Annotated in this window: 25 protein-coding genes and 1 tRNA gene; 23 read left to right on the forward strand and 3 right to left on the reverse strand. The window is 67.6% G+C overall.

Annotation, left to right across the window (positions count from 1 at the left end; genetic code table 11):
- The coding region (locus AB4089_RS19465; RefSeq protein WP_441409243.1) for an integrase core domain-containing protein at positions 1–129 on the forward strand (129 nt) is incomplete at its 5' end.
- 13 nt (positions 130–142) lie between these two features.
- Here the strand turns inward: AB4089_RS19465 and AB4089_RS19470 are convergent.
- Positions 143–1,159 carry a LacI family DNA-binding transcriptional regulator gene (locus tag AB4089_RS19470; protein WP_441410917.1) on the reverse strand — a complete coding sequence of 339 codons (1,017 nt, stop codon included), beginning with the start codon at positions 1,157–1,159 and terminating at the stop codon, positions 143–145.
- Between the two features lie 161 nt (positions 1,160–1,320).
- On the opposite strand from AB4089_RS19470, the gene AB4089_RS19475 reads away from it, so the two are divergent.
- From AB4089_RS19475 to AB4089_RS19540, 14 genes are all read left to right on the forward strand, one after another.
- Positions 1,321–2,886, forward strand: coding sequence for a sugar ABC transporter ATP-binding protein (locus AB4089_RS19475; protein WP_441410918.1), 1,566 nt, complete (start codon positions 1,321–1,323; stop codon positions 2,884–2,886).
- Positions 2,883–3,905: an ABC transporter permease gene (locus tag AB4089_RS19480; protein ID WP_441410919.1), complete on the forward strand. Its 1,023-nt coding sequence runs from the start codon at positions 2,883–2,885 to the stop codon at positions 3,903–3,905. The genes AB4089_RS19475 and AB4089_RS19480 overlap by 4 nt, the downstream gene beginning before the upstream one ends.
- Complete coding sequence (locus tag AB4089_RS19485) at positions 3,895–4,908, forward strand: ABC transporter permease (protein WP_441410920.1); 1,014 nt, start codon at positions 3,895–3,897, stop codon at positions 4,906–4,908. Before AB4089_RS19480 ends, AB4089_RS19485 begins: the two co-directional genes overlap by 11 nt.
- 58 nt (positions 4,909–4,966) lie before the next feature.
- The gene (rhaS, locus tag AB4089_RS19490) at positions 4,967–6,052 is read left to right on the forward strand and encodes a rhamnose ABC transporter substrate-binding protein (protein ID WP_441410921.1); all 1,086 of its coding nucleotides are present in this window, start codon (positions 4,967–4,969) and stop codon (positions 6,050–6,052) included.
- 143 nt (positions 6,053–6,195) lie between these two features.
- Complete coding sequence (locus tag AB4089_RS19495; protein ID WP_441410922.1) at positions 6,196–6,570, forward strand: L-rhamnose mutarotase; 375 nt, start codon at positions 6,196–6,198, stop codon at positions 6,568–6,570.
- On the forward strand, positions 6,567–7,745 hold the full coding sequence (rhaI, locus tag AB4089_RS19500; protein WP_441410923.1) for an L-rhamnose isomerase: 1,179 nt from the start codon (positions 6,567–6,569) through the stop codon (positions 7,743–7,745). The genes AB4089_RS19495 and rhaI overlap by 4 nt, the downstream gene beginning before the upstream one ends.
- Before the next feature lie 4 nt (positions 7,746–7,749).
- Positions 7,750–9,789: a bifunctional aldolase/short-chain dehydrogenase gene (locus AB4089_RS19505; RefSeq protein WP_441410924.1), complete on the forward strand. Its 2,040-nt coding sequence runs from the start codon at positions 7,750–7,752 to the stop codon at positions 9,787–9,789.
- The gene (locus tag AB4089_RS19510; protein WP_441410925.1) at positions 9,786–11,363 is read left to right on the forward strand and encodes a rhamnulokinase; all 1,578 of its coding nucleotides are present in this window, start codon (positions 9,786–9,788) and stop codon (positions 11,361–11,363) included. Before AB4089_RS19505 ends, AB4089_RS19510 begins: the two co-directional genes overlap by 4 nt.
- Positions 11,360–12,163: a (Fe-S)-binding protein gene (locus tag AB4089_RS19515; RefSeq protein ID WP_441410926.1), complete on the forward strand. Its 804-nt coding sequence runs from the start codon at positions 11,360–11,362 to the stop codon at positions 12,161–12,163. The genes AB4089_RS19510 and AB4089_RS19515 overlap by 4 nt, the downstream gene beginning before the upstream one ends.
- Positions 12,160–13,710 (forward strand): LutB/LldF family L-lactate oxidation iron-sulfur protein, encoded by a 1,551-nt coding sequence (locus tag AB4089_RS19520; protein WP_441410927.1) that lies wholly within the window; start codon positions 12,160–12,162, stop codon positions 13,708–13,710. Before AB4089_RS19515 ends, AB4089_RS19520 begins: the two co-directional genes overlap by 4 nt.
- Positions 13,707–14,345, forward strand: a complete 639-nt coding sequence (locus AB4089_RS19525) for a LutC/YkgG family protein (RefSeq protein WP_441410928.1) — start codon at positions 13,707–13,709, stop codon at positions 14,343–14,345. The genes AB4089_RS19520 and AB4089_RS19525 overlap by 4 nt, the downstream gene beginning before the upstream one ends.
- Before the next feature lie 145 nt (positions 14,346–14,490).
- On the forward strand, positions 14,491–14,757 hold the full coding sequence (locus AB4089_RS19530; RefSeq protein WP_441410929.1) for a hypothetical protein: 267 nt from the start codon (positions 14,491–14,493) through the stop codon (positions 14,755–14,757).
- 105 nt (positions 14,758–14,862) lie between these two features.
- Positions 14,863–15,048 (forward strand): hypothetical protein, encoded by a 186-nt coding sequence (locus tag AB4089_RS19535; protein ID WP_441410930.1) that lies wholly within the window; start codon positions 14,863–14,865, stop codon positions 15,046–15,048.
- A 108-nt stretch (positions 15,049–15,156) separates the two neighbouring features.
- Positions 15,157–15,933: a type 1 glutamine amidotransferase domain-containing protein gene (locus AB4089_RS19540; protein ID WP_441410931.1), complete on the forward strand. Its 777-nt coding sequence runs from the start codon at positions 15,157–15,159 to the stop codon at positions 15,931–15,933.
- 291 nt (positions 15,934–16,224) lie between these two features.
- On the opposite strand, the gene AB4089_RS19545 is transcribed toward AB4089_RS19540, so the two are convergent.
- Positions 16,225–16,311, reverse strand: a tRNA-Ser gene (locus AB4089_RS19545).
- Positions 16,312–16,439: 128 nt separating this feature from the next.
- Between AB4089_RS19545 and AB4089_RS19550 the strand changes: the two genes are divergently transcribed.
- The 4 genes from AB4089_RS19550 to AB4089_RS19565 are packed head-to-tail and all read left to right on the forward strand — an operon-like array spanning position 16,440 to position 20,461.
- Positions 16,440–17,492, forward strand: a complete 1,053-nt coding sequence (locus AB4089_RS19550; RefSeq protein ID WP_441410932.1) for a zinc-dependent alcohol dehydrogenase — start codon at positions 16,440–16,442, stop codon at positions 17,490–17,492.
- A gap of 3 nt (positions 17,493–17,495) precedes the next feature.
- Entirely contained in the window at positions 17,496–17,894 is a 399-nt protein-coding gene (locus AB4089_RS19555; RefSeq protein WP_441410933.1) for a 6-pyruvoyl trahydropterin synthase family protein, read from the forward strand.
- Positions 17,895–17,903: 9 nt separating this feature from the next.
- Positions 17,904–19,118 carry a glycosyltransferase gene (locus AB4089_RS19560; RefSeq protein WP_441410934.1) on the forward strand — a complete coding sequence of 405 codons (1,215 nt, stop codon included), beginning with the start codon at positions 17,904–17,906 and terminating at the stop codon, positions 19,116–19,118.
- A 35-nt stretch (positions 19,119–19,153) separates the two neighbouring features.
- Complete coding sequence (locus AB4089_RS19565) at positions 19,154–20,461, forward strand: DNA glycosylase AlkZ-like family protein (RefSeq protein ID WP_441410935.1); 1,308 nt, start codon at positions 19,154–19,156, stop codon at positions 20,459–20,461.
- An 11-nt stretch (positions 20,462–20,472) separates the two neighbouring features.
- On the opposite strand, the gene AB4089_RS19570 is transcribed toward AB4089_RS19565, so the two are convergent.
- Positions 20,473–20,973, reverse strand: a complete 501-nt coding sequence (locus tag AB4089_RS19570) for a nucleoside deaminase (RefSeq protein WP_441410936.1) — start codon at positions 20,971–20,973, stop codon at positions 20,473–20,475.
- 74 nt (positions 20,974–21,047) lie between these two features.
- Between AB4089_RS19570 and AB4089_RS19575 the strand changes: the two genes are divergently transcribed.
- From AB4089_RS19575 to AB4089_RS19590, 4 genes are all read left to right on the forward strand, one after another.
- A complete protein-coding gene (locus AB4089_RS19575; protein WP_441410937.1) occupies positions 21,048–21,923 on the forward strand; it encodes a phosphatase PAP2 family protein in 876 nt (291 codons plus the stop codon).
- Positions 21,924–21,935: 12 nt separating this feature from the next.
- Positions 21,936–22,571 carry a uracil phosphoribosyltransferase gene (gene upp, locus AB4089_RS19580; protein WP_441410938.1) on the forward strand — a complete coding sequence of 212 codons (636 nt, stop codon included), beginning with the start codon at positions 21,936–21,938 and terminating at the stop codon, positions 22,569–22,571.
- 84 nt (positions 22,572–22,655) lie between these two features.
- The gene (locus AB4089_RS19585) at positions 22,656–23,033 is read left to right on the forward strand and encodes a glyoxalase superfamily protein (RefSeq protein WP_441410939.1); all 378 of its coding nucleotides are present in this window, start codon (positions 22,656–22,658) and stop codon (positions 23,031–23,033) included.
- A gap of 99 nt (positions 23,034–23,132) precedes the next feature.
- Entirely contained in the window at positions 23,133–23,813 is a 681-nt protein-coding gene (locus AB4089_RS19590) for an HAD-IA family hydrolase (protein ID WP_441410940.1), read from the forward strand.
- Positions 23,814–23,823: the final 10 nt, after the last annotated feature.

The following is a 23,823-nucleotide window of genomic DNA, read 5'->3' on the forward strand; positions in this document are numbered from 1 at the left end:
TACCGGCAGATCTTCACCAGCAGCGGTGACCGCCAAGCCGCACTTGCGCCCTGGCTCCAGCACTACAACACTGAACGAATCCACACCGGCATCGGAACCACACCCGCCAACCGAGTGTCACCAACCTAATGGCTCAGTACAGCTAGACGCGGCGCGTGCTCTGCCTAGCGACGAGTTCCGGTGTGAATACCACCTGGCTGTGCACGTGGCCGCTCTCGTCGGCGATCTCGTTGAACAAGAGCTCTGCGGCACGTTCGCCGATCAGCTGTCGCGGCTGGCTGATGGAGGAGAGCGGAATGCTCGACTGGGACGCAAAGTCGATGTCGTCAAAGCCGACAATGGCGATGTCCTCGGGCACGCGAAGCCCATTTGCGGCGAACGACTGTAGCAGCCCGAGGGCCAGCTGGTCGTTGGCGGCAAACACGGCATCCGGCCGCTTGCCGGGCTGGAGATTTCCGATCAGATCGCCGACCTGGCGGCCACGCTCAAATTTCAGGTCGGGCGTTTCGAACAGCTGGATGGGGATCCCGGCCTGTTCGGCCGCATCGGCGGCGCCCTTGTAGCGGTCCTCGACCTGTTGCAGCGTGAAGGGGCCGCCGACAAAGGCCGGACGCACGGAGCCGACGCTGAGGAGGTGGTTCAGGGCCATCGCACCGCCGGCGACGTCGTCCACAGAGACCGAGCAGAACTGGTCCGTGCGGGCAAGCCGGTCCACGAGCACCGAGGGAATGCCCCGGGCCCGCATGGTCTCGAGCCGCTCGAGGACCTGTCCAAACGGGGTGATCAGGATGCCCTGTACGCGCTGCTGCTCGAACAGGTCCAGATACGATTGCTCCCGCCCGGCGTCCTCAGCGCAGTTGGCCAGGATCAGGGAGTGGTGGTGGTCATCGGCGACGTTTTCGGCGCCCAGCGCCACGTCGGTGAAGAAGGGGTTGCGGACATCCAGCACCAGCATGCCCAGGCTCCTGGTGGACCCGGACCGCAGCGACCGGGCCGATTCGTTGCGCACGAATCCGAGCTGGTCAATGGCGGCCAGAACGCGGCTCTTCTTGTCGAAAGACACCTGCTCTGGCCGGTTGAGGACATTGGAAACCGTGCCGACGGATACCCCCGCAAGCGCGGCGACATCCTTGAGTTTTGCACCCGGGCCGCTTGGCACGCTAAACCTCCCAATCACTGAATCGAATCAATCCGCTCCATCAATGCTACGTCGTTCACATTGGCCCTCGTCAGGTTTGATTATTGACACGCCATGGAAACACGCCCTAACGTGTGAGTAGGTTCACAAATGAATCGATTCATTACAAAGGAGTAACGGACATGGCAGAAGCACAGGACGCCACGGTTCGGAGCAGCCGGAGTACCGAGGTTGCCGATGTTCCCGTTCTGGAACTGCGCGATATCCACAAGTCCTTCGGCGCAGTCCACGCGCTGCGGGGCGCCAGCCTCAGCCTCTACCGCGGGCAGGTCACCGCGTTGGTTGGAGAGAACGGTGCCGGCAAGTCCACCATGGTCAAGACCCTCGCGGGGCTGCACCAGCAAGATCGCGGCGAAGTCCTGCTGGACGGGGAGCAGGTCTCGTTCCGCGATCCGCTCCATGCCCGCGAAGCAGGGATTGCCGTCATCTACCAGGAACCCACCATGTTCCCGGACCTCACGGTCGCTGAGAACATCTTCATGGGCCGTCAGCCGCTGCGCTCCCTGCGCAGGATCGACCGGAAGGCGATGCGCCAGCAGGCGCTGGAGCTTTTTGCCCAGCTGGGGGTCAAGATCGATCCCGACCGGGCCGCGCAGGGCCTCTCGATTGCCGACCAGCAGGTGGTGGAAATCGCCAAGGCAATTTCGCTTGACGCGCGCGTGCTGATCATGGACGAACCGACGGCGGCGCTCAGCGGCGTCGAGGTTGACCGGCTTTTCGCCGTCACCCGGACCCTGCAGGCCCAGGGGGCCGCGGTCTTGTTCATCTCCCACCGCTTCGAGGAAGTTTTCGCCCTTGCGGACTGGATCACCGTGATGCGCGACGGCGCGCACGTCGCCACCGCCCCGGCCGCCGAACTGACGGTGGACGGCGTGATCCGGCAGATGGTCGGCCGCGACGTCGCGTCACTGTTCCCGAAGCAGGAAACGCAGATCGGCCCGACCGCGCTGGAGGTCAAGGGACTCAGCCGCAAAGGCGTCTTCTCGGACATTTCCTTCACGGTGAAGTCCGGCGAAATCGTCGGACTCAGCGGCCTGGTCGGCGCCGGGCGATCCGAGGTGGCACGGGCCGTCTTCGGCATCGACAAGTACGACTCCGGCGAAGTGCTGGTCCGTGACGAGCCGCTCAAGTCCCTGAACCCGCGGGCCTCGATGGCCGCCGGAATCGCGTTCGTTCCGGAAGACCGGCGCAAACAGGGCCTTGTCATGGAGCTGAACGTCAGCCGGAACCTCACGCTGACGCTCCGGCGGAAACTAAGCCGTTTCGGCCTCCTCACCAGCCAGTCCGAGGCCAAGGCGACCAGCGAATGGGCCAAGAAACTGCAGATCAAGGCGGGGTCCCCGATGTCCCCGATCTCGACCCTCTCGGGCGGCAACCAGCAGAAGGTTGTGCTGGGCAAGTGGCTGGCCACCGGCCCGCGTGTCCTGATCATCGACGAACCCACCCGCGGGATCGACGTCGGCACCAAGTCCGAGGTCCACCGGCTCATCTCCGAGCTCGCGGGCACCGGCCTCGCCGTCCTCATGATCTCCTCGGAGCTGCCCGAAATCCTGGGCATGTCGGACCGCGTGCTGGTGATGCACGAGGGGCGGATCACCGCAGAACTGAGTCGCAAGGACGCCACGGAGGAATCCGTCATGACGGCTGCCACCGGGGCCGACCCGAAAACCAAGGAGACAACAGCGTGACCACCCTAACCCTGCAACGGCAGCCGTCCACGGCCTGGCTGGGGACCTTGACCCGGTCCCGTGAATTCAGCGTCTTCCTCGCGCTGGTGATCCTGATCGCCGTCACCGTGGCCGCCAACCCCCGGTTCCTGAGCGGCCAGAGCATCAAAGACCTGCTGCTGAACTCCTCGATCCTGGTGATCCTCGCCGTCGGGCAGGCAATCGTGATCGTGACGAAGAACGTGGACCTGTCCGTCGGCTCCGTGCTCGGCCTGACCGCGTTCGCCACAGGAAAAATCTTCATCGCGCTGCCCGATCTTCCCGTCATCGCCATGCTGGTTATCGGCATCGCCATCGGCGCCCTGCTGGGAGCCGTCAACGGAGCGCTGATCGCGGTGGCCAAGGTGCCGGCCCTGGTGGTCACCCTGGGCACCTTGTACATCTTCCGAGGCGTCGACTTCGCCTGGGCCCAGGGCCAGCAGATCAGCCCGTCCGACCTGCCGGCAGACTTCCTGGCCCTCGGTGCCGGCGCCCTGCTGGGATTCCCGTATCTGGCCTTGATTGCCCTCGCGGTGGTCATGGCGTTCGGGCTCTACCTGAAAAACCTGCGCTCCGGACGCGAGTTCTACGCGATCGGCTCGGACGTCCAGGCCGCCCGCCTGTACGGCATCCGGGTAGGGCGGAAGGTCTTCTCCGCCTTCGCCATCTCCGGCGCCCTCGCCGGACTGGCCGGGGTCATCTACGCAGCCAAGTACGGAAACCTGGACGCCACGGCCGGCCAGGGCCTTGAGCTGAACGTCGTGGCCGCAGCCGTGGTTGGCGGCGTGGCAATCGCCGGCGGCGTCGGCACAGTCTACGGAGCCGCGCTCGGTGCGGTCCTCCTGACCACCATCACCTCCGCCCTCCCGGTCCTGGGCGTCTCGCCGTTCTGGCAGCGGGCCATGATCGGCGTGCTGATCCTGGCCTCGATTGTCCTGGACCGGTACCTTGCCCTGCGCACCGAGCGCCGTCTGAGAGGACACGATTCACATGCTGGTTGATACAGCACCGCCGGCAGCGGAAACCCGCCGCACCCCCCGCTTCGGCTTCCTGCGCAGCTGGGACGCCGCCATCATTGTGGCCCTCGTGGCCAGCATCATCGTTGCCTCCTTGACCGTCAGCGGATTCGCGACATCCCGCAACGTCGGGTTCCTGCTCATCGACGTGATCCCGGTCCTGCTCCTGGCCCTGCCCATGACGCTGATCATCATCACCGGCGAGATCGACCTCTCCGTCGCCAGCATCGCAGGCTTCGTCAGCTGCGTGTTCGGAGCCCTCTGGAACGCCGGGATGCCCATGGAAACGATCATCCCCCTGTGCTTTGTCCTCGGCGCCGTGTCCGGGGCACTGAACGGGTTCCTGGTCTCAGTGGTCGGCCTGCCGTCCCTGGCCGTGACCATCGGCACCCTGGCGTTGTACCGCGGGCTGGCCTTCGTTGTCCTGGGGGACCAGGCGGTCACCAGCTTCCCGCGGGCCATCACCACCGGCCTGCAGGCAAAGATCGGCTCCACTGGCATCCCTGTCTGGATCCTTCCCGTGATTCTCTTGGTCATCATCTTCGGTGTCGCCCTGCACTTCACGGGCTTCGGCCGTTCCCTGTTCGCCATTGGCTACAGCGTGGACGCCGCCCGGTTCTCGGGAATCGGCGTCGCCCGGACCAAATTCTGGCTGTTCGTCATCTCGGGTGCCATTGCTTCGGTGGTCGGCGTGTGGTGGACCCTGCGGTACGGAAGCGCCCGCGGCGATAACGCCACGGGTCTGGAGCTGTCCGTCATCGCGGCGGTACTGCTGGGCGGCGTGTCCATCTTTGGCGGCAAAGGCACCCTGCCGGGCGTGATCGCCGGCGTCGGGCTGCTCGCCATCCTGCGCAACGCGCTTCAGCTGGCCAGCGTCCCCGAGGACACGTTGTCCATGCTCACCGGCGGCCTGCTGATCCTCGCCGTCGTCGCCCCCAACGCCATCGCCTGGATCCGATCCCTTTCCCAAAAAGCATCAACAACCTGACCACCGTCTACACCACAGCAACAACGACGTTCAGTTGAAAGGCACCACAATGAAATTCATGTCCACGACCAGGTCCCGTCGCCTCGCGCCGGCCTACATCGCCGCCGCCACGGGACTCGCGCTCGCGCTGAGCGCCTGCGGTGGCACCACCAACACCTCCAGCACTGCCGGAGCCGGGGCCGCCTCCTCCAGCGCCGCAGCGGATCCGAATGCCCCGATCAAGGAGGGCCTCAAGGTGGCCTTCCTGCCCAAGCAGCTGAACAACTCCTACTTCACCGTCACCGACCGCGGCGGCAAGAACGCGGTCGAGGAGTACAAAGGCACCTTCTCCGAAGTCGGTCCCTCCGAAGCCAGCGCCTCCAGCCAGGTGAGCTACATCAACACGCTCACGCAGCAGGGTGCCAACGTCATTGCAACGTCGGCCAACGACCCCAAAGCGATCTGTTCGGCACTGGACGAGGCCCGCAGCGCCGGTGCGAAGGTGGTCACCTTTGACTCCGACACCGACCCGTCCTGCCGCGACCTCTACATCAACCAGGCCACCGCCGAAGGCATTGCGTCCACCCAGATCAAGCTCATTTCCGACGCCATTGGTCCCGACGGCGGGGACATCGCCATCCTGTCCGCCACGGCCAACGCAACGAACCAGAACGCGTGGATCGAGCTGATGAAGAAGGAACTCCTGAAGCCCGAATACGCCAAGCTCAAGCTCGTCGCCACCGCCTACGGCGATGACAACGCCCAGAAGTCCCAGCAGGAAGTCCAGGCGCTGCTCCAGGCCCACCCCACCCTCAAGGGCATCATCTCGCCCACGACCGTCGGCATTGCCGCGGCCGCGCAGTACCTTGCAGGATCCGAGTACAAGGGCAAGGTGCAGCTGACCGGCCTGGGCTTCCCGAGCCAGCTCAAGGAATTCCTCAAGAATGGCACCATGAAGTCCTTCGCCCTGTGGGACGTTGAAAAGCTCGGCTACCTCGCCGCCTACGCCGGTGCGGCCCTCGCGTCCGGGCAGATCACCGGCGCCGAAGGCCAGACGTTCAAGGCCGGCACCCTGGGCGATTTCAAGATCGGTCCCGACTCCACCGTTCTCCTCGGCGATCCCACCGTGTTCACGGCCGAGAACGTGGATCAGTACAACTTCTAGGCCAGTTTCCAGAAACCCGCCGCTCCGGCGCTGGTGTCATGATCAGCGCCGGAGTTGTACCAAAGAACCCGCAGAATGCTATTGTCTAAATGAATCGATTCAATCAGGCTCATGCCTGAGAGTCGAGATCAGGAGAATTCCTCATGAGGGTGTGCTTCCGCTCCTCCGTCAAACCCAGCCAGATCCCCGAATACCGGCGCCGCCACGCCACCGTGTGGCCGGAGATGCTCCGGGAACTCAAAGCGGCCGGCTGGAACAACTACTCGCTGTTCCTCGCCGAGGACGGGCTCCTGGTGGGTTACGTCGAATGCGATGACTTCGACGCAGCCCGGGCCCGCATGGCCCTGACTGAGGTCAACAGCCGCTGGCAGGCGGAGATGGCAGCCCTGTTCGACGACGACGCGCAGGCGCCGGACCAGGGCTTCCTCCAGCTCACCGAAATCTTCAATCTCGAGGACCAGTTGTCCGAGGCCAACGCCCCCGGGGACAACCACCAACCGCAAAAGGAACAATCATGAACACCACAGAAACGGCCCTGGGCCGCCTCGGGGAACTCGCCATCGAGGTCCCCTCCTGGGCCTACGGCAACTCCGGCACCCGCTTCAAGGTGTTCGGCACCCCCGGCACTCCGCGCACCGTCCACGAGAAGCTGGCCGACGCCGCGAAGGTCCACGAACTGACCGGACTGGCCCCGACCGTGGCGCTGCACATTCCCTGGGACAAGGTGGATGACTACGCGGCGCTGAAGGCGTATGCAGCGGACCTCGGCGTGGGGCTCGGCACCATCAACTCCAACACGTTCCAGGACGACGAGTACAAGTTCGGTTCACTGACCTCTTCCAACCCCGTGGTCCGCCGCCGCGCAATCGACCACCACCTCGAGTGCCTTGAGATCATGCACGCCACGGGCTCGCGCGATTTGAAGATCTGGCTCGCGGACGGCACCAACTACCCGGGCCAGGACGACATGCGCGGCCGGCAGGACCGCCTCGCGGAATCCCTGCAGGAGATCTATGCCGGGCTCGGCGCCGAGCAGCGCCTGGTCCTGGAGTACAAGTTCTTCGAGCCGGCTTTCTACCACACCGACGTCCCGGACTGGGGCACCTCCTACGCCCAGACCCTGGCCCTGGGCGAGAAGGCCTTCGTCTGCCTGGACACCGGCCACCACGCCCCCGGGACCAACATCGAATTCATCGTCATGCAGCTGCTGCGCCTGGGCAAGCTCGGCTCCTTCGACTTCAACTCCCGCTTCTACGCCGACGATGACCTGATCGTCGGGGCGGCCGATCCGTTCCAGCTCTTCCGGATCATGCACGAGGTCATCCGCGGCGGCGGGTTCGGCAATTCGTCGGGTAACGAGTCCGGCGTCGCCCTGATGCTGGACCAGTGCCACAACCTGGAAGAAAAGATCCCGGGCCAGATCCGCTCCGTGCTCAACGTCCAGGAAATGACCGCGCGGGCCCTGCTTATCGACACGGACGCGCTCGCCGAGGCCCAGCGCAGCGGCGACGTCCTGGCCGCAAACGGCATCTTCAACGATGCCTTCTACACCGATGTCCGTCCTGCGCTGGCGCAGTGGCGTGAATCCCGCGGCCTGCCTGCGGACCCGATGGCCGCTTTCAAGGCCAGCGGCTACCAGAAGAAGATCAACGAGGACCGCGTCGGCGGCCAGCAAGCCGGATGGGGCGCCTAGAGCTATGACTGAGAACACGACTGTTGAAGAACTGATTGCCCGCTCCAACCGCCTGGGCGCGGACAAACGGAACACCAACTTCGCCGGCGGCAACACCTCCGCCAAGGGCACCGAGAAGGACCCCGTGACCGGCGAGGACGTCGAGCTCCTCTGGGTCAAGGGCTCCGGCGGGGACCTGGGCACGCTGAAGGCCGAAGGCCTTGCCGTGCTGCGGCTGGACCGGCTGCAGGCGCTCAAAAACGTGTACCCCGGCGTCGAGCGTGAAGACGAAATGGTGGCCGCATTCGACTACTGCCTCCACGGCAAGGGCGGCGCCGCGCCGTCAATCGACACCGCCATGCACGGCCTGGTCGACGCCGCGCACGTGGACCACCTGCACCCGGACTCCGGCATCGCCATTGCCACCGCCGCCGACGGCGAGGCCCTCGCCAAGGAGATCTTCGGCGAGAAGGTGGCGTGGGTGCCCTGGCGGCGCCCAGGCTTCCAGCTGGGCCTGGACATCGCCGCGATCAAGGACGCGAACCCGCACGCCGTCGGCACCATCCTCGGCGGCCACGGCATCACGGCCTGGGGCGCCACCAGCGAGGAAGCCGAAGGCAACTCGCTGTGGATCATCGAGCAGGCCGAGCAGTACATCAAAGACCACGGCCGGGCCGAGCCGTTCGGGCCGAAGCTCCCCGGCTACGCCGCCCTCCCGGAGGCCGAGCGCCGCGCGAAGGCCGCAGCACTGGCCCCCGTGATCCGGGGCCTCGCCTCCACGGACAAGCCGCAGCTGGGTCACTTCAGCGACGCCCCCGCCGTCCTGGACTTCCTCGAAGCCGCCGAACACCCGCGGCTCGGGGCCCTGGGCACGTCCTGCCCGGACCACTTCCTGCGCACCAAGGTCAAGCCGCTGGTCCTGGACCTGCCCGCGGACGCCTCGATCGAGGACTCCGTGGCCCGGCTCAAGGAACTCCACACCGCCTACCGCGAGGACTACCAGGGGTACTACGACCGGCACGCGACCCCGGACAGCCCTGCACTGCGCGGTGCGGACCCCGCGATCGTCCTGGTTCCCGGGGTGGGCATGTTCTCCTTCGGGGCCAACAAGCAGACCGCCCGGGTGGCCGGGGAGTTCTACCTCAACGCCATCAACGTCATGCGCGGCGCCGAGGCCGTCTCCAGCTACGCCCCGATCGAGGAATCCGAGAAGTTCCGGATCGAATACTGGGCCCTGGAAGAGGCGAAGCTGGCCCGGATGCCCAAGCCGAAATCCCACGCGGGCCGGATCGCCCTGGTGACCGGGGCGGCGTCGGGCATCGGCAAGGCGATCGCCACCCGGTTCGCCGCCGACGGCGCGTGCGTGGTCATCGCGGACCTGAACCTCGAGAACGCTGAAAAGGTGGCCGCGGAACTCGGCGGCTCCGACGTCGCGATCGGCGTCCAGGCCGACGTCACCGACGAAGCCCAGATCGCCGCCGCCATCCAGGCAGCCGTCCTGGCCTTCGGCGGACTGGACCTGGTGGTCAACAACGCCGGGCTCTCCATCTCCAAGCCGCTCCTGGAAACCACGGAGAAGGACTGGGACCTGCAGCACAACGTCATGGCCAAGGGCTCGTTCCTGGTGGCCAAGGCCGCCGCGCAGGTGATGATCGGCCAGGAGATGGGCGGGGACATCATCTACATCTCCTCCAAGAACTCCGTGTTCGCCGGGCCGAACAACATCGCCTACTCCGCCACCAAGGCAGACCAGGCCCACCAGGTCCGGCTCCTGGCCGCCGAACTGGGCGAGTACGGGATCCGGGTCAACGGCATCAACCCCGACGGCGTGGTCCGCGGCTCCGGGATCTTCGCCGGCGGCTGGGGCGCCAAGCGCGCCGCTGTCTACGGCGTGGACGAGCAGGAACTGGGCAAGTACTACGCCCAGCGCACCCTTCTCAAGCGCGAAGTCCTGCCCGAGAATGTGGCCAACGCCGCCGCCGTGCTGACCGGCAGCGAGCTCTCCCACACCACCGGGCTCCACATCCCCGTGGACGCCGGCGTGGCCGCGGCCTTCCTGCGATGAGCACACCAGCCCCCGGCCTGGCCAGCGCTCCGGCAGCCAACGGAGCGGTGCCCGGCAGTGCGTTGAATGGCAGCGTCTTTGCCGCCATCGACATTGGTGCGTCCTCCGGCCGGGTCATCCTGGGCCGGGTTGCGCACAGCCCCGGCGGGACGAGGGCGGAGCTCGAGACCGTGCACCGCTTCCCCAACGGCGTCAAGGAGTTCGACGGGGGCCTCCGCTGGGATTTCGACGCACTGTTCGCCGAGGTCCTCACCGGGCTCGCGGCCGCCGCCACGGCGGCCGCGGCCCGCGGCGAGCGGATCGCCAGCATCGGGATCGACACCTGGGCCGTGGACTACGGCCTGGTCAACGACGCCGGTGAACTCGTCGCGGCACCATTCAGCTACCGCGACGACCGGGGCCGCGGCGCCGTCGCACGCGTCCACGAAAAACTCGACCCGGCCCGGCTCTACGCCACCACGGGGCTGCAGTTCCTGCCGTTCAACACCCTCTACCAGCTCGCCGCCGAGCCCGGGCTGGACGGTGTGCAGGCCCTGCTGATCCCGGACCTCATCGGGTTCCTGCTGACCGGCCAGCGCCGCACCGAGGCCACCAACGCCTCCACCACGGGTCTCTTCGACGCCGTCGCGGGGGAGTGGGCCACGGAATTCCTGGCTGCCCTGGGCCTGCCCAAGGACCTGTTCCCGCCGCTGGTCCAACCAGGGGAGACGGTCGGCACCCTGCTGCCGGGGATCGCGGAACGGACGGGGCTGCCCGCTGCCACGAAGGTGGTGGCCGTCGGCTCGCACGACACCGCCTCGGCCGTCGCCGCCGTGCCCGCGGGCGGCGGAGGCGATGAGGAGAAATTCGCCTACGTCTCCTCGGGCACCTGGTCCCTGGTGGGCGTCGAACTCTCCCACCCGGTCCTGACCGAGGCCAGCCGGGCCGCGAACTTCACCAACGAACGTGGCGTGGACGGCACCATCCGCTACCTGCGCAACGTCGGCGGCCTCTGGCTCCTCAGCGAATGCCAGCGCACCTGGGCAGCCGAGGGCTACCGGCCCGGACTCGAGGAACTGCTCGACGCCGCCGCAACCCTTCAGCCCGGAGGACCCGTCATCAACGCCGACGACTCCTATTTCATCGCCCCGGACAACATGCCCGAGCGCATCCGGGCCGCGGTCCGCAACACCGGGGCCGTCCTGCCGGAGCATCCCGCGCACATCGTGCGGTGCATCCTGGACAGCCTCGCCGCCGGCTACGCCCGGACCCTCGCCGAAGCGGAACGCCTTGCTGACGTGCACGCCGGCGTCGTGCACATTGTGGGCGGCGGATCCCAGAACCGGCTCCTGTGCCAGCTCACCGCCGACGCCACCGGCAAACCCGTCCTGGCCGGACCCGTGGAAGCCACGGCGCTGGGCAACGTCCTGGTCCAGGCCCGGGCCGCCGGTGTGCTCAGCGGTGGCCTGGGCGAGCTGCGGGCCGTCGTCCGGGCCTCCCAGCAGCCTGCGGAGTATCTGCCTTCACCTGCCGCGGAAGACCAGCGGGCCGGGCATGAGCCGGCAGCCAGGTCCGTATCCGGAGGTGCCCTGTGAGGATCGCGTTGTTCGCCACCTGCATCGTGGACGCCATGTACCCGCGGACGGCCCAAGCCACGGTGTCCATCCTCGAGCGCCTCGGCCACGAAGTCATCTTCCCCGCCGGGCAGGCCTGCTGCGGGCAGATGCACGTCAACAGCGGCTACTTCAAGGAGGCGCTGCCCGTCGTCGCCAACCATGTGAAGGCATTCGAGGAAGATGAGTACGACGTCGCCGTCGCACCTTCTGGCTCCTGCGTCGCCTCCGTGAAGCACCAGCACCCCATGATCGCCCGCCGCTGCGGGGACGCCGGGCTGGAAGCCCGGGCAACCGCCGTCGGACGCAAGACCTACGAGCTCTCCCAGCTCCTGGTCGATGTCCTCGGCGTCACGGATGCCGCGGCGCAACTGGGCTCTTATTTCCCGCACCGGATCACCTACCACCCCAGCTGCCACGGCATGCGGCTGCTCCGGCTCGGCGACCGGCAGCTGGACCTGCTGCGCTCGGTCGGCGGCATCGAACTGGCCGAACTGCCCGAGGCCGAGCAGTGCTGCGGCTTCGGCGGCACCTTCTCGATGAAGAACGCGGACGTGTCCTCGGCGATGCTCGCGGACAAGACCGCCAACATCTGCGGCACCGGCGCGGAGCTCTGCGCCGGCGGCGACGCCTCCTGCCTCCTGCACATCGGCGGCGGACTGTCCCGGCAGGGCAGCGGCGTCACCACGATGCACTTCGCCGAGATCCTGGCCAGCACCCTCGAAAATCCCGCCGCAGTTAACGGCGACATCCGCCTCACCACGGGAAGGACCGCACGATGAGCGGCACATTCCTGGGGATGCCGTCCCTGCCGGTTTTCGGCATCGGCAACCTGCACGAACACGAGCCCTTCCCGAAAGCCGCGCACCGCGAGCTCGACAACACCCAGCTGCGGGCAAACCTCGGCCACGCCACCCGGACCATCCGGGACAAACGGCTGGCTGTGGTGTCAGAGCTGCCCGACTGGGAGGAGCTGCGTGAGGCGGGCCGGGTGATCAAGGAATCGGTCATGGCCCGGCTGCCCGAGCTGCTCATGGAGTTCGAGGCGAACTTCACCGCCCGCGGCGGGAAAATCCACTGGGCCCGCGACGCCGGCGAAGCCAACCGGATAGTCACCGCCCTCATCCGTGAGCAGGGCGCCGACGAGGTGGTCAAGGTCAAATCCATGGCCACCCAGGAAATCGGCCTCAACGAGTACCTCGAKGAGCAGGGGATCGCGGCGTTGGAGACCGACCTCGCTGAGCTCATCGTCCAGCTGGACCACGACAAGCCCAGCCACATCCTGGTCCCGGCCATCCACAAGAACCGCAGCCAGGTCCGTGACATCTTCCTGCGTGAAATGGACGGCGTGGATCCGGACCTGACCGATGAACCGGCCCGCCTCGCCGCGGCCGCCCGGGCCCACCTGCGCCGCAAATTCCTCACCGCCAAGGTCGCCGTGTCCGGCGCGAACTTCGCCCTGGCGGACTCCGGCACGCTCGCCGTCGTCGAATCCGAAGGCAACGGGCGCATGTGCCTGACGCTCCCGGAAACCCTCATCACCGTCATGGGCGTGGAGAAACTGCTGCCGGCCTGGGAGGACCTCGAGGTGTTCATGCAGCTGCTCCCGCGATCCTCCACCGGGGAGCGGATGAACCCGTACACCTCGCTGTGGACCGGCGTCACGCCCGACGACGGGCCGCAGAACGTCCACCTGGTCCTGCTCGACAACGGGCGCAGCGCCGCCCTGGCCGACGAAATGGGCCGTTCTGCCCTGAACTGCATCCGCTGCAGCGCCTGCATGAACGTCTGCCCCGTCTACGAACGCACCGGCGGGCACGCCTACGGGTCCACCTACCCGGGACCGATCGGCGCGATCCTGTCCCCGCTGCTGACCGGAATCACGGCCGAGGAGAACAATTCCCTGCCGTACGCCTCGTCCCTGTGCGGGGCCTGCTACGACGCCTGCCCGGTGAAGATCAACATCCCGGACATCCTGGTGCACCTGCGCGGCGAGGACGTGGACAGCAAACGCGGCAAGAAAAAATTGCCCAGCCAGATGGACCTGGGCATGAAAGTGGCTTCCTGGGCGCTGTCCTCCGGGAAGAACCTTGGCCTGGTCGAGAAGGCGTTGCCCCTGGGCCGGCTGGCCGCCGGACCGGACCGGAAGATCACCAAACTGCCGGGCATCGCGGCCGGCTGGACCCAGAGCCGGGACATCCCGGCCCCGCCCGGACAGTCGTTCCGGCAATGGTGGGACAAGGAGCACCGGGCCCCGGCTGGCCCGGCGGCTCCAAACGGTACCGAATCCGCCGGCACGGAACCCGCCGGCACAGAGGAGACCCCGTGAACGCGCGCGCAGAAATACTCGACCGGATCCGCTCGGCCCTCCGGGACGCCCCGGCCGTGGCCGAGGTGCCCCGCGACTACCGGCGCGCCTCCGGACTCGGCGAGCAGGAGCTCATCGAGCTCCTGACGGACCGGCTCCTGGACTACAAAGCAAACGTCTTCGTCGAGGATGCGGCCGGCGTGCCCCGGCGGCTCGCTGCGCTGCTTGAGGGCACCGGCCGCTACGCCGTCCCGCACGGCATGGATCGGTCCCTGTTTGCGATGGCGGACGCGGACGACGCCGGCTCCCGCCGCGTTGCCGACGCCCCCGGGCACCGGCTCAGCGTCGAGGAACTGGACGGGGTGGACGCCGTCGTGACCGGCAGCGCCGTCGCGGTCGCCGAAACCGGCACCATCATCCTCGACGCCGGCCCGGACCAGGGCCGCCGGGTCATCAGCCTCGTCCCGGACCGCCACATCTGCATCGTCCGGGCCGGGGACATCACCGCCATCCTGCCCGAGGCGCTCCGGCGGCTCGACGCCACCCGCCCGCAGACCTGGATCAGCGGCCCCAGCGCCACCAGCGACATCGAACTCGAACGCGTCGAAGGCGTCCACGGCCCGCGAACCCTGGATGTCGTGATCGTGCGCGGATAGGCGGGAGGCGGAGCCCTGTTTCCCTTGTAAATCAAGGGAAGCAGGGCTTTCTTGTTTGGTAGTGACGCGCTCTGTGGGAGTGCGGCAACCCGATCACCCAGAAAATACTCATGGTCTTCTCAGCCGGAAGTTGAACCATGGAACCATGTACCTCGTCGATCCCAGAGCCTACGCATATCGCTTGATGCACCCGGGCGTTTGGTTCCGCACTGCGATCTGCCGGCACCTGGTCGCCCAAGGCCGGCAGCCCACGCACTCCCGGCTCGACTATCTCGAGGCCGGCGTCACGGGAACTCTGAGTACTGCCTACTCGCGTCGCAGGGCCAAGGAACTGGAGCAGGCTTTCCGGAACGGCGAAGTTTCCTACGAAGACGCGTGCCTGGAGATGGAGCAGCTCGACGGAGGGGTCTGAGCGGTTGCCTGCGCTCGCCGGAACAGGGGGTCCGCTACGATGACGCTATGAGCGCGCAGCTACGCTAGCCCCATTCGGGGGTCGGCGATAATGGAAAGGCATTCCATGATCAAGCGCGCTCTGCCACATGCACTGTTCTATGTCTTCGGACACCGTGTCTGCTGTGGCGCCATTCCTGACTGGACCGCTCACGTCGGCCAGAAGTGGGACACCTTTGATGTCGCACCCTACAACCTCTACAACGTCATCTGGCGCGCTCAGAACTGGGTCCTGCAGAACTGCGACGACTAACCGTCTCAGAGCGTTCTATTCGCGTGGCAACTGCTCCGGCACCCGAGCAGGGAGGAGAGGCCGAATTGGGCTGGGCGTAGGGTGGAAGTTGGACGAAAGGAGCACTTCATGAAGAAAATCCTCATGGTTCTGACCAGCGTTTCCGAGATCGGCGATACCGGAGAGAAGACCGGCTACAACGTGGCCGAAGCTGCACATCCTTGGAAGGTCTTCAAAGATTCCGGGCATTTCGTCGACTTTGCGTCCATCCAGGGCGGCCAGCCCCCGCGCGACGAGGTGGACTCGGAGGATCCAATCCAAGTCGCCTTCACGGAGGACGAGACCACGCGCGCCGGCCTCTACAACACTGCCCGCGTCGACGTCGTTGATCCCGGCCAGTACGACGCAGTCTTCCTGGTGGGAGGCCACGGCACCATGTGGGACTTCCCGGACAGTGAAGGCTTGCAGAATCTGGTGGCCAGCGTCTACAACACCGGTGGCTTGGTGGGCGCGGTCTGCCACGGACCGGCCGGCCTGCTGAACGTGGAATTGGAGAACGGGTTCCGCCTCGTCGAGGGCCGGAAGGTGGCCGCCTTCACCAACGACGAGGAGGTTGCCGCAGGGAAGGACAAGGTCATCCCGTTCTTCTTGGCAGACCGGCTTGAGGAACAGGGCGCCACCCACGTCTCCGCGGGTGTCTTTGAGGAGAAGGTCGTCGTTGACGACCGGCTGGTGACCGGCCAGAACCCGGCCTCAGCCGCAGGCGTGGCCAAGGAGATGGAGAAGCTCTTCGCAGCGGTCATCCACCAGGAAAAAGCCGAGGAGCAGCACGAGACCGAGGCTCTGCGCGCCGAGAAGGATGCCGAGAAAAACGCCAAGAAGGCTGTCGCAGAAGCGGAGCACTAACACCAACAGCCCACTAAGACTGACGGCCGCCCCGACGAGGGGGCGGCCGTCTATTGTCGTACGCGCGCCGGCTACCACACTGTCCAGCGCATCTAAGAGTGTTCCGTACACGGCCGTTCACCGTCCGGGGCGCCTTTGGACACGATCTCGGCCCTTTGGTCCGATGTCCGCGGCGTGTCCGTGCCAAAGTGCCCCCGGACCGCATCCGCCGGGCGAGAGTAAGTTCAAGACAAAGCAAAAGGCCCCTGGTTTCCCTTGTAAACAAAGGGAACCAGGGGCCTCGCTATTTCGCGGTGACGGTGGGATTTGAACCCACGTTGGCTTTTACACCAAACAACATTTCGAGTGTTGCACCTTCGGCCGCTCGGACACGTCACCAACCTGACTAGGGTACCGGAGCAAGGCGCCCATCCACAAAACGAGCCCCAACGGCTCCCGCACACCACCGCGAACGCGCGCCGCACCCTTCCCCGCGAACAGGGAGAAGCACTAGATTCGGAAGCACAATGACGATTTCTGAACGGCACGCCACGGCCACCGCCTATTGGACCGTCGGCCCGGAGCAGGGCGAGCTCCGCAGTGAGGTGCTGCCCGCCCGCGGGCCCGGCGAGGCGCTGGTCCGGACCCTGTATTCGGGCATCAGCAAGGGCACCGAGCTGGTGGTCCATCACGCCAGCGTCCCCGAGTGCGTTGCGGCGGCCATGGCCGCCCCCAACCAGGCGGGGGACTTCCCGTACCCGGTGAAGTTCGGCTACCTCACCGTGGGGGTGGTCGAGGAGGGGCCGGAGGGCTGGGCAGGCAAGACCGTCTTTTGCCTCTACCCGCACCAGGACCGCTTCATCGTCCCGGTCGAATCCCTCACCGTCGTCCCCGACGGCGTTCCCGCCCGCCGCGCCGTGCTCACCGGCACGGTGGAAACCGCCGTCAACGGCCTCTGGGAGGCTGGACCCCGGCTGGGCGACAGGGTTGCCGTGATCGGTGCCGGACTAGTCGGCGGCATGGTGGCCAAGCTCCTGGCCGGCTTTCCGCTCGCGCGGCTCCAGCTGGTCGACGTCGACCCCGCCAAACGTGCGTTCGCGGACGCCCTCGGCGTCGACTTCAGCCACCCCGACGACGCCCTCCCGGACTGCGACATCGTGATCCACTGCTCCGCCTCGCAGGAGGGCCTGCAGCGGAGCCTGCAGCTGGCGGGCGACGACGGCGACATCATCGAAATGTCCTGGTACGCCGACCGGAAAGTCACCCTCCCGCTGGGTGAGGACTTCCACGCCCGCCGCCTGTCCATCCGGGCCAGCCAGGTGGGGGTTGTAGCCCGCGCCCGCCGGCACCGCCGCACCAACGCCGAGCGCCTCGCGCTCGCCGTCGCCCTGCTGCAGGACCCGCTCTTTGATGTCTTCCTCACCGGGCAGTCGCCGTTGGCGGAGCTCCCCGGCGTCGTCCAGCGGCTCGCCGACGGGACCTTGGACGCCCTGTGCCACGTCATTGAACACCCATCCGTCGAAACACCATCCAATGAAGAGCAAACCGCCCCTGTCCCGTTCAACGAAGCCACGAGGTAGCCCGTGTACAGCCTGACCGTCCGCCGCAGCTTCATGATTGCCCACAGCCTTCCCCGCGAAGTCTTCGGCCCCGCCCAGGGCCTGCACGGGGCCACGTTCGTCACGGAGGTGACCTTCCGCCGTCGTGAGCTCAATGACGACGCGATCGTGCTGGACATCGGTGCGGCGGGGGCCGTCGTTGACGAGGTCCTCGATGGGTTGAACTACCAGAACCTCGACGAGCACCCCGACTTCGCCGGCAAGCTGAGCACCGCCGAGGCCCTGGCCCGGTACATCGCCGACGCCATCGCCGCACAGATCCGCGTCGGCAATGACGGGCGCGATCTCACCGGGCTGAACGTCACCCTGCGCGAAAATCCCGACGCCTGGGCCGGCTACTCGCTGGACTTCGACGCCCACTAGGCGCAGCAGATGCCCCCGCCCAGCCCCCGCCTCCGGTTCGTGGTGCCCGGCAATGTCCGGCACAACTCCGGCGGCAATGTCTACAACGCGGCGCTGGCCCGGGAACTGGCCACCCTCGGCGTCGCGGTAGAGACCTGCCCGCTCGACGGCGACTGGCCCGGCGGCAGCGCGGGGGACCGGCGGCGCCTGGCCGCGCTGCTGCGCCCGGCACCGAATGCGGGCGGCTCTGCAGGGTCCGTGACGCTGGTCGACAGCCTCCTGGCCTGCGGGGCGCCCGCCGAGCTGGAGGCGGCCGCGGCCGCCGGGCAGCCGGCCTGGATCCTGCTTCACATGCCCCTGCCGGACCATCCCGAGCGTGAACGCCGGGCGCTGCGGGCCGCGGCCGGGGTCATCTGCACAAGCCGCTCGGCCGCGGCGGGCATCGGCGCCCGGCACGGCCTCGATAATTTGCTTGTCGCCCTGCCGGGTAGTGTGCCGGCCCCGTTGGCGGCGGGAAGCCTGGCCGCCGGCAACGGCGTGCCGCACTTCATCGCCGTCGCCGCGCTGCTGCCGAACAAGGACCAGGCGCTCCTGCTGGACGCGCTCTCCCTGTTCACGGACCTGCCTTGGACGGCGTCCCTCATCGGCTCGGACACCGCCCACCCGGCTTACGCCGCGCAGCTCCGGAACTCGGTGGGACGTCAGGGCCTGGCCGGGCGGGTCAGCATCCCGGGCGAGCTCCGGGGTCCGGCGCTGGATGCTGCGTGGGACGCGGCCGATCTCAGCCTGCTGATTTCCCGAGCCGAAACCTACGGGCTGGTGGTCACCGAATCGCTGGCCCGCGGCATTCCCGTGGTGGTGCGCGGCGGCACCGGAGCCGTCGAGGCCCTCGCCGCCGGCAGCCTGCCCGGCACGCCGGTACCGGGCAGCCGGCCGGTGCCCACCAGGCAGCAACCGGACGTGCCGGCGCCGGATTCGCAGCTGCCGGGCGCCGCCGTCGAACTCGGAACAGACCCCGCCCCGCTGGCGGACGTGCTCCGCCGCTGGCTGGCCGACGCCGGACTCAGGGACCGCTGGCGGGACGCTGCGGCTGCCGCCCGGGACCGGCTGCCCGGCTGGGACGCCACCGCCCGGACCGTTCTGGAGATCCTCTCCATGGAAAGTGAGGCAACTCCGGCAGCTGCGGAGTCGCCGGAAAACCGTCAACCCCGGAACAGGACGGCGCGGGTTGATACGGCTTCTTGATACCGCTGACAGTGAAGCTGTTGGAGAATGAGCCCATGAGCACCCAGCCTGTCGCCACGCAATCGCCGTCGGTAGAAGAGCCCGTCAACATGCCGGAGCCGCAGAGCCTGACCCCGGAGCGGCTCCGGGCGTGGGCCTGGCACCGGCAGGGCCTGGACGGCTCGCTGGCCGGCTGCACGGCGGAGCAGGTGTTCGCCCGGGCGGGCTGGGCCCGCTCCGTGGGCGGCGCCAATCCGTACCTCACGCTGTTCGCCCGCGCCGGCATCCGCCGCGAACAGGTGGACGCGGACGTCCTTGCCCACCGGATCCTCGAACTTCCCGTCGCGCGCGGCTGCACCTACGTCCTGGGTCGGGAGGACTTCGCCTGGGCGCTGAAGCTGGGCAAGGACGCCGCCGAGGCCGTGCGGGTGCTCGGCCGGCTTGGCGTTGACCGGGGCGAAATCACGCTCCTGGAGGATCAGGTGCTGCACGTGCTCGCCGAGGCGGAGGGACCTATGGATCCGCGCCAGCTAAAGGAGGAACTGGGCGACTCGGTGCGGAACCTCGGTGAGGAAGGCAAGAAGAAGGGCGCCGCCACCACGCTGCCCACGGCGCTCGGGATCCTGCAGTCGCAGGGCAAGATCCGCCGCGTTCCAGCCAACGGGCGCCTGGACCAGCAGCGCTACGCCTACGAGCCCTGGGACCTGGCGCCCAGCGGCATCGACGACGACGCCGTGCGCACCGAGCTGATCCGACGCTACCTGGGCTGGACCGGGGGAGCCACGCTCAAGCAATCGCAGTGGTTCACCGGGTTCACGGTGGCGCAAAGCAAGGCGGCGCTCGCCGCCGTCGGCGCCGTCGAGGTGCCCACCGCCCTGACGACCGATCAGACCGCCGCCGGGGGTGACGCGCTGTGGATGCTGCCCGACGACGTCGGCCGCCTCGCCTCCTTCGACGCGCCGGCGGAAGAACAGATCCAGCTGCTCGCCGGAACGGATTCCCTGTTCCTGCTGCGCCGCAACGCCGCGGACCTGCTCGCGGAGGAGGACCAGCACAGGCCTGCGCTGGGATCGCTCGCGCTGCAAGCCGATCTCCCGGACCACCCGATCCTGGACCGCGGCCGGATCATCGGACTCTGGCAGTACGAACCGGCCAACGAACGGATCGTGCCCTGGCTGTTCCATGGCCCCACGCCCGCCGTGACGCAGCGGATCGTCGAGGTGGAGGCCTGGATCCGCGAGGACCTCGGGGATTTCCGGGCCTTCAGCCTGGATTCACCGGCTTCCCGGCAGAAGCGGATCGATGCGCTCGCGGCATCTGCAGAAACCCCCGCGGCAGCGTCTACTTCCGGCGGAGCCAGGTAGCCGGGAACGGATCAGGCGCGGTGCCCGGCGAAGAAGTCCCGCAGCAGCGCGGCGCACTCCTGCTCCCGGACGCCGGCAAACACTTCCACCCAGTGGTTGAGCCGGCGCTCGCGGAGAATGTCGAACACCGAACCCGCGGCGCCGGCCTTCTCATCCCAGGCGCCGAAGACCACCCGCGGAATCCTGGCGAGGACGATCGCTCCGGCGCACATCGCGCAGGGCTCCAGGGTGACCACCAGAGTGCAGTCCTCCAGCCGCCAGCCGTCGTCGCCCTTGCCTTCCTGGGCCCGGCTCGCCCGCAACCGCGCGGCGGCCTCCCGGATGGCGACCATTTCGGCGTGGGCCGTGGGGTCCCCGAGCGCCTCGCGTTCGTTTCGCCCGGCGCCCAGCACGGAACCGTCCGGTCCGATCACGACGGCGCCGATCGGCACGTCCGCGGTGGCCAGGGCATTCCGGGCCTCCGCCAGGGCAAGGCTCATCCATTGGGCATGGCGGGGCTCAGCGGCAGTCATGGGTCAATGATAGTTTCGATCCTAAGCATGCTGTGCAGCTCCGCTGTGCAGCCACAAGTAGTCGGGAGACGGCCGTGACCACACCAACAGAGAACTGGTTGGCGCGGCGCTGGGGCAAATGGGTGGTGCCCTACGCGGCCCTGTGGATCACCATGCTGATCGGCGGCGTGGTGGTGGTGATCCTGGCGCTGGTGACGGCCGAGGTCTACGACAACGTGGTGGACGACGCCGGTCTTGCGAACTTGGACAGGCCGACGCTGGCGTTCATGGAGCAGCTGCGCAGCCCTGGCCTGGACGCCTTTGTCACCGGGTTCACAAATATCGGCGGCGGCATCGGGATGCCCATCCTGGGCAGCATCCTGACAGCGCTGCTGATCTACAAGTCCCGGAGCTGGCGGCCGCTGATCCTGATCGGCGGCGCTGCCGCCGTGTCGGTGACTGCCACAGCCCTGGGCAAGAAAATGATCGGCCGCGCCCGCCCGGACCATGCCGACGCGGTGCCACCCTACGAGACCTCGCCGTCGTTCCCGAGCGGCCACACGCTCAACACCACGGTGGTGATCGCCCTCGTGGTGTACCTGGCCTGCCTGGAGATCAAACGGACCAGCGCCCGGATCGCCCTGATCGCCGCCGGTGTGATCTTCATCGTCGCGATGGGCCTGAGCCGGGTCTATCTGGGCCATCACTGGATGACCGACGTGATCGTCGGGTGGGTCATCGGGCTGGCCTGGGTGGGGATTGTGATCCTGGCCCACAGGTTCTTCCATGTGCTGCGACGCCGCGAACACGCAGGGGCCGCGCCGACCTTCGGGCATCCCGCCCACCTGCGGTCCAGTGCCGCCGGCGGCGCCGCCGGCAGTGCCGGCGGCCCTGCAGGCGGACCTGCTCCAGCGGACGCGAACGACGCCGAACCCCCCGGCCCCGCGGGACGGTCCTCCGCATCCGGGTGATAGTTTTGACCCATGCGCACTCTCGTTGTGGACCACCCGCTGGTCGCCCATAAGCTCACCGTTCTGCGGGACAGGAACACCCCGTCCCCGGTCTTCCGCCAGCTCACCGAGGAGCTTGTGACGCTCCTCGCCTACGAGGCTACGCGCGACGTCCGCACGGAACCGGTGACCATCGAGACGCCGGTCAGCACCACCATCGGCACCGCCTTCACCAAGCCGACCCCGCTGGTGGTCCCGATTCTCCGGGCCGGGCTGGGCATGCTCGAGGGCATGACTAAGCTGGTCCCCACCGCCGAGGTCGGCTTCCTGGGCATGGCCCGTGACGAAGAGACCCTGGACATCATCACGTACGCCGAGCGTCTCCCGGAAGACCTCACGGACCGGCAGATCTTCGTCCTGGATCCCATGCTGGCCACCGGCGGAACCCTGCGCGAGGCCATCAAGTTCCTCTTCAAACGCGGCGCCTCCGACGTCACGTGCATCTGCCTCCTGGCCGCCCCCGAGGGCCTGGCCAAGCTGGAGGAAGAGCTCTCCGACGCCAACGTGACGATCGTCCTGGCCTCCATCGACGAGAAGCTCAACGAGAAGTCCTACATCGTGCCCGGCCTGGGCGACGCCGGAGACCGCCTGTACGGCATCGCCGGCTAGGGGCAGTCCCCGCACGGGTCCGCTCCTCCTGCCAGTGACCGCGATCCCTTCCGCATTGCCGCGGTCCGCGCTAGCCTGTGCGGCATGGATTGGAAACTTGAACTGGTGTTCGTCCCGGTGTCCGATGTGGACCGGGCCAAGGATTTCTATGTCAACAAGGTGGGCTTCAACGCCGACTACGACGAGCGGCCCATGGAGGGGATCCGGTTCGTCCAGCTGACGCCGCCGGGCTCCGGCTGCTCGATTGCCATCGGCGAGGGCCTCAACGACGCCCCACCCGGTACGGCGCCGAGCCTCCAGCTGGTGGTCAGCGACATCCAGGCCGCGCACAAGCAGCTCAAGGACAACGGCGTGGATGTCAGCGACGTCGAGATCGAGGACTGGGGACACTTCGTCCACTTCGCCGACCCCGACGGCAACAAGTGGGCGGTGCAGTACATCCCCAGCCGGCCGAACGGCTGATCCCGCCCGGCTGCGTGGCAGCTTCCCGACATCCGTGAAGTGGTCCTTTCGTGACGCCTGCCCGGAGGGTGGGGAGGGGCCATAAGGCAGGATGGAACCATGAGCTTTCCATCCCATGCCAGCACGACGACCCTGACCGCGCGTGCCGTCCTGTTCGACATGGACGGCACGCTGGTCGACTCCACCAGCATCGTGGAGCAGGTCTGGACCACTTTCGCGGACCGCTACGGCCTGGATATCGGCGAGATCCTGCGCACCTCCCATGGGGTCCAGGCCATGGACACGGTCCGCAGGTTCGCCCCGGCCGGGTCCGACATCCAGGCCCTCGCGGCCGAGCTCGGCCGGATGGAGCTCGCCGAGACCCGCGGCATTGTTCCGGTGCCGGGTGCCCTGGAGCTGCTGGCCAGCCTCCCGACGGATGCCGTGGCGCTGGTGACGTCAGCTTCACGGGACCTGGCCGGGGTCCGGATGGCGGCCGCGGGCATCGGCATCCCGGCTGCCTCGGTCACCTCCGAGGACGTCTCGCGGGGCAAACCCCACCCGGAGGGATACCTCCGGGCCGCCGCCCTGCTGGGTGTGGACCCGGCCGACGCCGTGGTGTTCGAGGACGCCCCGGCCGGGATTGCCGCCGGAATCGCCGCCGGCATCCCGACTGTTGCGGTGGGACCGAACGCCGGCGAACTTCCCGACGGCGTGCTCCACATTCCCGACTACTCTGGGGTTTCCGTGACCACGCACATCACCGCCGACGGCCTGCGCACCCTGTCCTTCACGTTCTAGGCCACCGGCG

The organism is Arthrobacter sp. 2MCAF15 (assembly GCF_052115605.1).
Taxonomy (GTDB): Bacteria; Actinomycetota; Actinomycetes; order Actinomycetales; family Micrococcaceae; genus Arthrobacter.